The organism is Shewanella sp. 11B5, assembly GCF_002836795.1.
In the GTDB taxonomy this organism is placed as follows: Bacteria; Pseudomonadota; Gammaproteobacteria; order Enterobacterales; family Shewanellaceae; genus Shewanella; species Shewanella frigidimarina.
Window position 1 is genome coordinate 1 of record NZ_PJAP01000290.1, and the last position, 7,462, is coordinate 7,462.

The 7,462-nt window shown below is 41.9% G+C and carries 8 protein-coding genes; 4 read left to right on the forward strand and 4 right to left on the reverse strand.

From position 1 onward, the window contains the following. Both CXF78_RS05530 and CXF78_RS05535 read left to right on the forward strand, forming a co-directional pair. Positions 1-1,028: alpha/beta hydrolase family protein (locus CXF78_RS05530; RefSeq protein ID WP_145991375.1), on the forward strand; the 1,028-nt coding region annotated here is incomplete at its 5' end. A 36-nt stretch (positions 1,029-1,064) separates the two neighbouring features. Continuing rightward, positions 1,065-1,394, forward strand: a complete 330-nt coding sequence (locus CXF78_RS05535) for an FKBP-type peptidyl-prolyl cis-trans isomerase (RefSeq protein ID WP_102036214.1) — start codon at positions 1,065-1,067, stop codon at positions 1,392-1,394. Between the two features lie 108 nt (positions 1,395-1,502). On the opposite strand, the gene nfuA is transcribed toward CXF78_RS05535, so the two are convergent. Together nfuA and CXF78_RS05545 are read right to left on the reverse strand one after the other, a co-directional pair. Continuing rightward, the gene (gene nfuA / locus CXF78_RS05540) at positions 1,503-2,081 is read right to left on the reverse strand and encodes a Fe-S biogenesis protein NfuA (protein ID WP_101084874.1); all 579 of its coding nucleotides are present in this window, start codon (positions 2,079-2,081) and stop codon (positions 1,503-1,505) included. Positions 2,082-2,352: 271 nt separating this feature from the next. Continuing rightward, positions 2,353-3,159: a ComF family protein gene (locus tag CXF78_RS05545; protein ID WP_102036215.1), complete on the reverse strand. Its 807-nt coding sequence runs from the start codon at positions 3,157-3,159 to the stop codon at positions 2,353-2,355. 43 nt (positions 3,160-3,202) lie between these two features. Between CXF78_RS05545 and bioH the strand changes: the two genes are divergently transcribed. After that, positions 3,203-4,009 carry a pimeloyl-ACP methyl ester esterase BioH gene (bioH, locus tag CXF78_RS05550; RefSeq protein ID WP_011635732.1) on the forward strand — a complete coding sequence of 269 codons (807 nt, stop codon included), beginning with the start codon at positions 3,203-3,205 and terminating at the stop codon, positions 4,007-4,009. A gap of 77 nt (positions 4,010-4,086) precedes the next feature. Further along, positions 4,087-4,593: a hypothetical protein gene (locus CXF78_RS05555; RefSeq protein WP_011635731.1), complete on the forward strand. Its 507-nt coding sequence runs from the start codon at positions 4,087-4,089 to the stop codon at positions 4,591-4,593. On the opposite strand, the gene CXF78_RS05560 is transcribed toward CXF78_RS05555, so the two are convergent. Together CXF78_RS05560 and CXF78_RS05565 are read right to left on the reverse strand one after the other, a co-directional pair. Then, positions 4,585-6,621, reverse strand: coding sequence for an LTA synthase family protein (locus tag CXF78_RS05560; protein WP_011635730.1), 2,037 nt, complete (start codon positions 6,619-6,621; stop codon positions 4,585-4,587). The two genes, CXF78_RS05555 and CXF78_RS05560, sit on opposite strands and share 9 nt — an antisense overlap. Positions 6,622-6,973: 352 nt before the next feature. Then, a partial coding sequence (locus CXF78_RS05565; protein ID WP_145991376.1) for a sensor histidine kinase occupies positions 6,974-7,462 on the reverse strand: 489 nt, incomplete at its 5' end.

Here is a 7,462-nt window from a genome sequence, read left to right on the forward strand (position 1 = left end):
AGGTCATTGGTTTAAGCACCGACATTGAAGGTGAATATCTGTTCTGGGACCAAGATTATATCAAGTTGAACAATGGTCTTACAACTGCATTACCAGAGTCACATAATGTGATCACTCAGTTCAGTGATGATGAACGTCGTTACATCGTTTATGCAACTGGCCCTATAGAATCTGGTGCGTATTACTTTGGTAATAGAGACCAAAAGGCACTTTACCCTATAGCTTACCGTTACAGCCAATTGCCACCAGAAGTGTTATCTCAACCGCAAACAGTCCATTATAATGCTCGTGATGGTTTAGCCATTGAAGCCTTCCTCACCACTCCAAAAGACATTGTCGCCAAAAACTTACCGACCATAATTTTCCCCCATGGCGGACCTATTAGTTATGACTCAACCACGTTTGATTATTGGGCGCAGTTTTTAGCTAATCGTGGTTATGCTGTGCTACAAATGAACTTTCGCGGCTCGTCAGGCTATGGATTCAATTTCATGAATTCGGGTCTTAAAAACTGGGGCTTAGAAATGCAAACCGACATTGAGGATGGTACTCACTGGCTTATCGAACAAGGTATTAGCGATCCAAAACGCGTGTGTATTGTCGGTGCGAGTTATGGCGGTTATGCCGCATTAATGGGCGTAGCTATCACCCCAAATCTGTATCAATGTGCCATTAGTGTTGCGGGCGTGACAGACCTTGAATATTTAGTTAAATCATCGCGTCGGTACGACAACAGTAAAATTGTTAAAAAACAAATTGGTGATGATTACGACGATTTATATCAGCGCTCACCTATTAGCAAAGTGGCTAATATTAACGTGTCGGTGTTATTAATCCACGGCACTAAAGATCGCGTGGTGCGAGTACAACACAGTGAAGAAATGTATGATGCGCTTAAGGATTTACATAAACCCGTAAAGTATATCGAACTGGAAAATGGCGATCATTACTTAAGTAGTAATGAACATCGTCTTACAACATTCATTGCTATAGAACACTTCTTAGCGACCAATCTTGGGGTAAAATAACCTCAAATAGCCCAAGTCGTCACACATGAGAATACTATGACTCAAGAATTGATTATCACCGACATTGAAGTTGGCAACGGTAAAGCTGCAGTTAAAGGCGCGCTAATTACCACTCGTTATAGCGGTCGATTAGCCGACGGGAGCCAGTTTGATGCTTCTGATGCATTTCAGTGTGTCATTGGTACCGGCAGAGTCATTAAAGGCTGGGATCAGGGAATTATTGGCATGAATGTAGGTGGCAAGCGTCAGCTATCTGTCCCGGCTCATTTAGCCTATGGAGAACGCCAGATTGGTGAGCGTATTCCAGCACACTCAGATTTATTTTTTGATATTGAATTACTTGAAGTACTCACTCGAGACGACTAAAGCCACTAGATGGCGAAAACCTAATCGACACCAACAAAAAACGCGACCTCATAATGAGGTCGCGTTTTTGTTTATTAGCTTTGCTAGTAGCAGTAATTCGTCACGCGATTAAGCGTAAGAATGCTCGCCATGCTCATGCTCTGTCACGTCACGAACACCAGTCAATTCCGTTGGGAACATATCTAACAATTGCTTCTCAATACCATCTTTTAAGGTGATATCAACTTGCGAGCAACCGTTACACCCACCGCCAAACTGCAATACTGCAACACCAGCTTCGGTAATTTCTACCAGCATGATGTTACCGCCGTGGCTAGCAAGTTGTGGATTAATCTCTGACTGAATAATATATTCAATACGTTCAACTAATGGCGCATCTCCAGACACTTTGCGCATTTTTGCGTTAGGTGCTTTTAATGTTAGTTGCGAACCAAGCTGGTCGGTTACAAAGTCAATGCTGGCATCATCTAAAAATGGTGCGCTCTTTTCATCGACCATAGCACTAAAGCCATTAAATGGAAGTTCTACATCATCAGCTTCAGCGGCATCAGGTGGACAATAAGACACACCACACTCTGCTTGTGCAGTACCTGGGCTGATAACAAACACACGAATGTGCGTACCTTCCGGCTGGTCGGCCAACAATTTGACGAAATGGGCCTGAGCTGTATCGGTAATGGTGATCATAAAAACCTGCTCCGTCAGGGAATACCTGAGTAAATTAGTAAGAATTAGACATATGATACTCTGTGTTGCATTGGCTTTGTAGTGTCCGTGGGATTTGATCTCGAAAAAATGATCCAGTTCAACTTTTTTTAACCCTAAAAAAACGGCAATGCCCCACATACCATGGGCTACAAGAAATATTAATCAATTGTTTTTATTTACAAAAAATCTTGTTATTACTCAAATTGAATTAATCTAACCTAAACCTAGGTTAATCTACCCTTAAAAAGATTTAATCTAACAATCCCGGCGCTTCAGCACGCGCAAGGCACCAAGTCTGCACATGGATAAACTGTAGACTAAATAAACCTGCAATTTCATCTACGGTTGTTCCAGTCGTGACCACATCATCAATCAACGCAACACGCTGATATGTCATGTTTGGTTGTAATGCAAATGCACCATGGCAGTTTTTACGCCTCTGCATACCCGCTAGTCCCGTTTGTGGCAAAGTATCAACAATTCGAATTAAGCAACGATCATCTAGAGGAATATTCGTTAAAAGGCTTAACTCTTTAGCAATGAGCCAAGCTTGATTAAAACCTCGCTGACGTAAACGATTTGGATGTAATGGAACGGGGATTAACACTTGTGGACGCCTAATAATGCCGTGCTTAATTAATAATGCGACTCGACAGGCTAATTGCTGAGTTATCGCGTTAAGCGGTGCACATTGCTGTTGGTATTTAATGGCGGCAATAACAGGTCCCAGTCCTTGATGATAACTACAAGGTGCAACCACATAATTGGGCTCTTGTTTCAAACACTTTCCACAATAAGCCTGCAGCAGAGCTATTTCGCGACCACAACCTAAGCACACTTCATGCTGATACAAACTCGCCGCTAAACACACTTGGCAAACACCTGTGAGGACTTGATCAGGAAACAATTGCTGATAACCCGTTTGATCTATCCTTTGCTGGCACAGCAAGCAACGGTTGGGTAAACTGCCTAGTAAAATCACCCTAGCATGCTGAATGTGCTTGAGGCATAAGCCTAGTATGTGGGTGATGTCGATTGAAATATTGATTGGCGGCATTGGCTATTCATTCCATTAAATAGACTCAAAAGAGGTGTTAACCGTGAGTTTTCCTGCATTGCATATTGATACCGTTGGCTCACAAGGCCAAGACATAGTGCTATTACACGGTTGGGGGGTGAATAACCAAGTCTTTAGTCCATTAAAAAACGCATTGCACCAGTATAGAGTGCATTATGTGGATTTGCCGGGTTTTGGGTTAAGTCCTAATATCGACGGAGGAATAACGCAATGGTCACAAGCACTTGCAGAGCAACTTCCACAGCAGGCGATTTGGATTGGTTGGTCGCTAGGTGGGTTAATCGCTAGCCAAATTGCCATCGATTACCCAGAGTCAGTGGCTGCATTAGTCACTATTGCCTCATCCCCATGTTTTATGGCCCGCGAAAGTGTTATGACTAGTGGAATAGATGATATCAGCCCCGCCTGGCCTGGTATTCAGCCTGATGTATTGGCACAATTTTCAAGCCAATTAAGTCGCGATTTGTCTCGTACTGTTGAACGATTTCTGGCGATTCAAGCCATGGGAAGTGATAACCCCAAAGCTGACATCCAACAAATAAAAAGCTTAGTGTTAAGCAAGCCATTGCCGACACAACAAGGTTTATCCCAAGGATTGGATATGTTAGCGCAGGTGGATTTACGTGCCACGATCACTCAAATACAGCGGCCATGGTTACGAATTTGGGGAAAGTTAGATAGTTTGGTGCCGAGAAAGATTATCTCGTCATTACCAAGCAGTGACAACATTGAAGATGTGCTGCTCCATAAAGCATCCCATGCGCCGTTTATTTCGCATCCTGATGCATTTTTAGACCATTTATTACCGTGGATCACAAAATACCGCTAAAAATATCTTAATAGCACTTTAGCCTTAGCCAAATGTTGTCTATAATTTGGTCAAGGCGTCGTATTGACAAGGTCAACATGATAATTACCACTCATTATCCACAAATACCGTTAGCAACTTCAAATGTTGCGACGGATCTTGCGCGAGTGGACAATCAACAAAAACCGCCGATTATCCCGCCACAAGAACCGACAAAAGAGCATGCAGAACGTCCATTAAATCAACAAAATGAACGTGCTACGCCTTACACTGTCGCAGAGAAAAAACAGCAGCAAGAGCAAGCTAAACGACAACAGCAAAGTGCCACTCAACAAGCGGTAGAGTCTAAAGCAATTGCTTCGCCAGTCATTCGGCCTCAAGTCATTAGAATCATGGCGAGCCAAACCCCGGCGCTGCAACGTAAAGATATTCAACTAAAAACACAATCTACAAACGCTAAAACAACACCTGAACCTCGTCAACGCCAAGCGCTAGACACTGGTGTATCCAAAGCTAGCTACCAACAATTTGGTCAACGGATTGGTCAATTTTATCAACAGCAATCCGCTCCAAATAATGAGTCTCAACTAAAAATATTAGCGTGATACTTCCGTGGTAGCCATATCAGACAGTGTCGGTTTTGCCTCTGAATTAGCCGTACGGTACAACATTTTGTTGTATGCTAAACTGCCCCATAATGCCCAGCCTAATGCAGCTTCTGCTTGAGGTTCATTCAACGTTGTCGGAGTCAGTTTTTCAGTAACAAAATCATAAGTAACACTTTCAGGAGGTAATTCAGGTTGTAAAATAGTCATTTTATCTCCCTCCAGTAAACCGAAGTTTTTGTCATACTGCATCATCGCTCGACCCGGCCATGAGTCTGGCATTTTAGTTAAATCACGGCCTAGCATTGGATAACTATCCGAAATACCCAGCAACGAAATTAACGTCGGTGACATATCAATTTGGCTCACAACACGTGGATCGCGCTTCGCATCAATCCCGTCACCTAAAATAAGCCCAGGAATACGGAAACGAGACACTGGTACTAGTGCAGCACCACCCACTCGACTGTCATGATCTGCAACAATCAGGAATAAGGTATCTTTCCAGTAATCTGATTTTTTAGCTTTTTTGAAAAACTCACCCACTGCATAATCGGCATATTTCACCGCGTTATGCATGGTGTATTGTGGTTGTTCATACAACTCAATACGGTCATCAGGGAACTCATATGGGTCATGATTACTTGAGCTAAACACTAAGCTAAAGAATGGTTTACCCTCTTTGTGCATCCGCGAAAACTCTTCGTCGGCTCTAAACAACAAATCCTCATCAGACACCCCCCAAGACGCCACAAACGCTGGGTCTTTATAGTCACCTTGATCAACAATATCAGTAAAACCATTGCCTAAAAAGAAGCTGCGCATATTATCAAAATGGCTTTCACCACCATAAATGAACTGCGTGGTATAGCCATGTTGCTTCAATAAATCAGCGATGGTAAAAAAGCCTGTTTGACTCTTACCGAGTTTCACAACTGCACGTGCTGGCGTAGGTGTAAAACCGGTTGTCACCGCTTCTATACCTCTTACTGAACGTGTACCAGTAGCGTATAAATTTTCAAAAAACCACCCTTGTTGAGAAAGCTCATCAATATTAGGCGTTAACGGTAAGCCACCTAAACTTCCCACAAAACGTGCACCTAAGCTTTCTTGTAAAATGATCACAAGGTTCTTTGGTTTACCGGTATAGCTGGCTTGATTAAATGACAACGTCGGTATGGTCGATGAGGTAAATGCACTCAGTGGTCGGCCACTTTCACGGCGCACAATGTCGATCACTTTTTCGTCGGCTAACTTGCCATACACTTTCGATGCATCTTCTTCGTTACTCATTTGCTTAATTGCAAAAATTAATGAGAAAGAGGAATTCAACACTAAAGAATTAACTAAAGGATCGTCTGAAAATGCCACCAATGAAGGATTAAGAGGTCGATGCCCCAATGATGACCGCGCACCTAGCACCGTAATAGCAATGACGATAACCGCAAGCACTGGACGCCAATACCATTTAGGAAAACGAATATATTGCGTTAATTTTCCACTTAACCACCAGCCACCCCATAAGGTACCCACGGTGATCAGCGCCGATAAAATAAGCTCGCCTTTACGCCCTGCCCATAACATCGATAACACTTCTTTTGGATAAACCAGATATTCAACATATAAACGGTTAGGTCTAAAACCATATTCAGCAATAAACGACGGCGATGATGCCTCAAGAAAAACTACCACCCACAAACCTAGTGTGAGCCATACGCGTAATATCATCAGCCAAACACGGCCAACTAAATGCTCACCAGCAAATACCACGGTTCCGAGTGCTGCAATACCCCACAGCCAACATAAAGAGGCAAAATCGACCCGTAAACCTTGCAGTAAAATGTAGCCCCAACCTTGGGCATCGGATACCCGTTCAGCTTGCCATAAAGACAAGCCAATACGGCTCAAACTCATTATAAGAAGAGAGATAACACTAAATATAACAATTGCTTGAAATAAATTATTCGAAGTCTTTTTTGTACTAAACTCACTTGAATTGGTACCAAGACTAAAGAAATTTACAGCCATTTATTGCTCCAAAATTATTATTATTTTTAGGCTTCATGTGCAATTAAATTCGCAACAAGCTATCCCAAATGTAATAACATTATTACTGGGTAATAGACTAGTATGCTTATCTTAAGGGCAACTTAAGCTTATCGTGTTACTGAAAATCTTGTTTACTCAGCGATTTAAAACAGGATTTTTTGCAAAATTTTCAATATCTTTATCGTAACTGAACGACTAAAAGACACAGTAACAAAAACCATCTGAGCCTAAGACCTTAGCAAGGGCATTAAGTTCAGGGCGTAATAACATATATTAACATCTTATTTACAGTCAGTTAAATTCTGTTTTTTTGAAGATTTTTTGCATAGATTTACACCATTGCCGCATGACCATTCGGAATCAACACAGCAAACATAATTTTGTCATCCGAAACTAATTCAAAGCTAAACTCAAATCCATTCACTTTGGCAATGTTTTCAACAATGGCCAACCCCAATCCATGCCTCTCGCTGTTTGAACGCGATTGCTCCGCCTGGAATAATGGTAGAGTAAGCCTCTCTAAATCATTCGCGTTGATACTGGTGACTAATTGATTTTCAATGCTGAATCTTAAGCCTTTATTATCAGCAACTAACCTTATTTTAATCGATGACTTCGGCGGACTGTAATACAGTGCATTATCAAATAAATTGGTCAAAATGAGATGCAAAGAAAACTCATCGGCAAGGCAGCTTGGATCCAAAACACTATTTTCAATATTCAAACGAGAGTGAATAGTCGAATACTTAAATGCTAACTCATTAATAACCTGATCCATCACGGTTTTGATATTGATATGTTGGCGATGCAGATTAATATT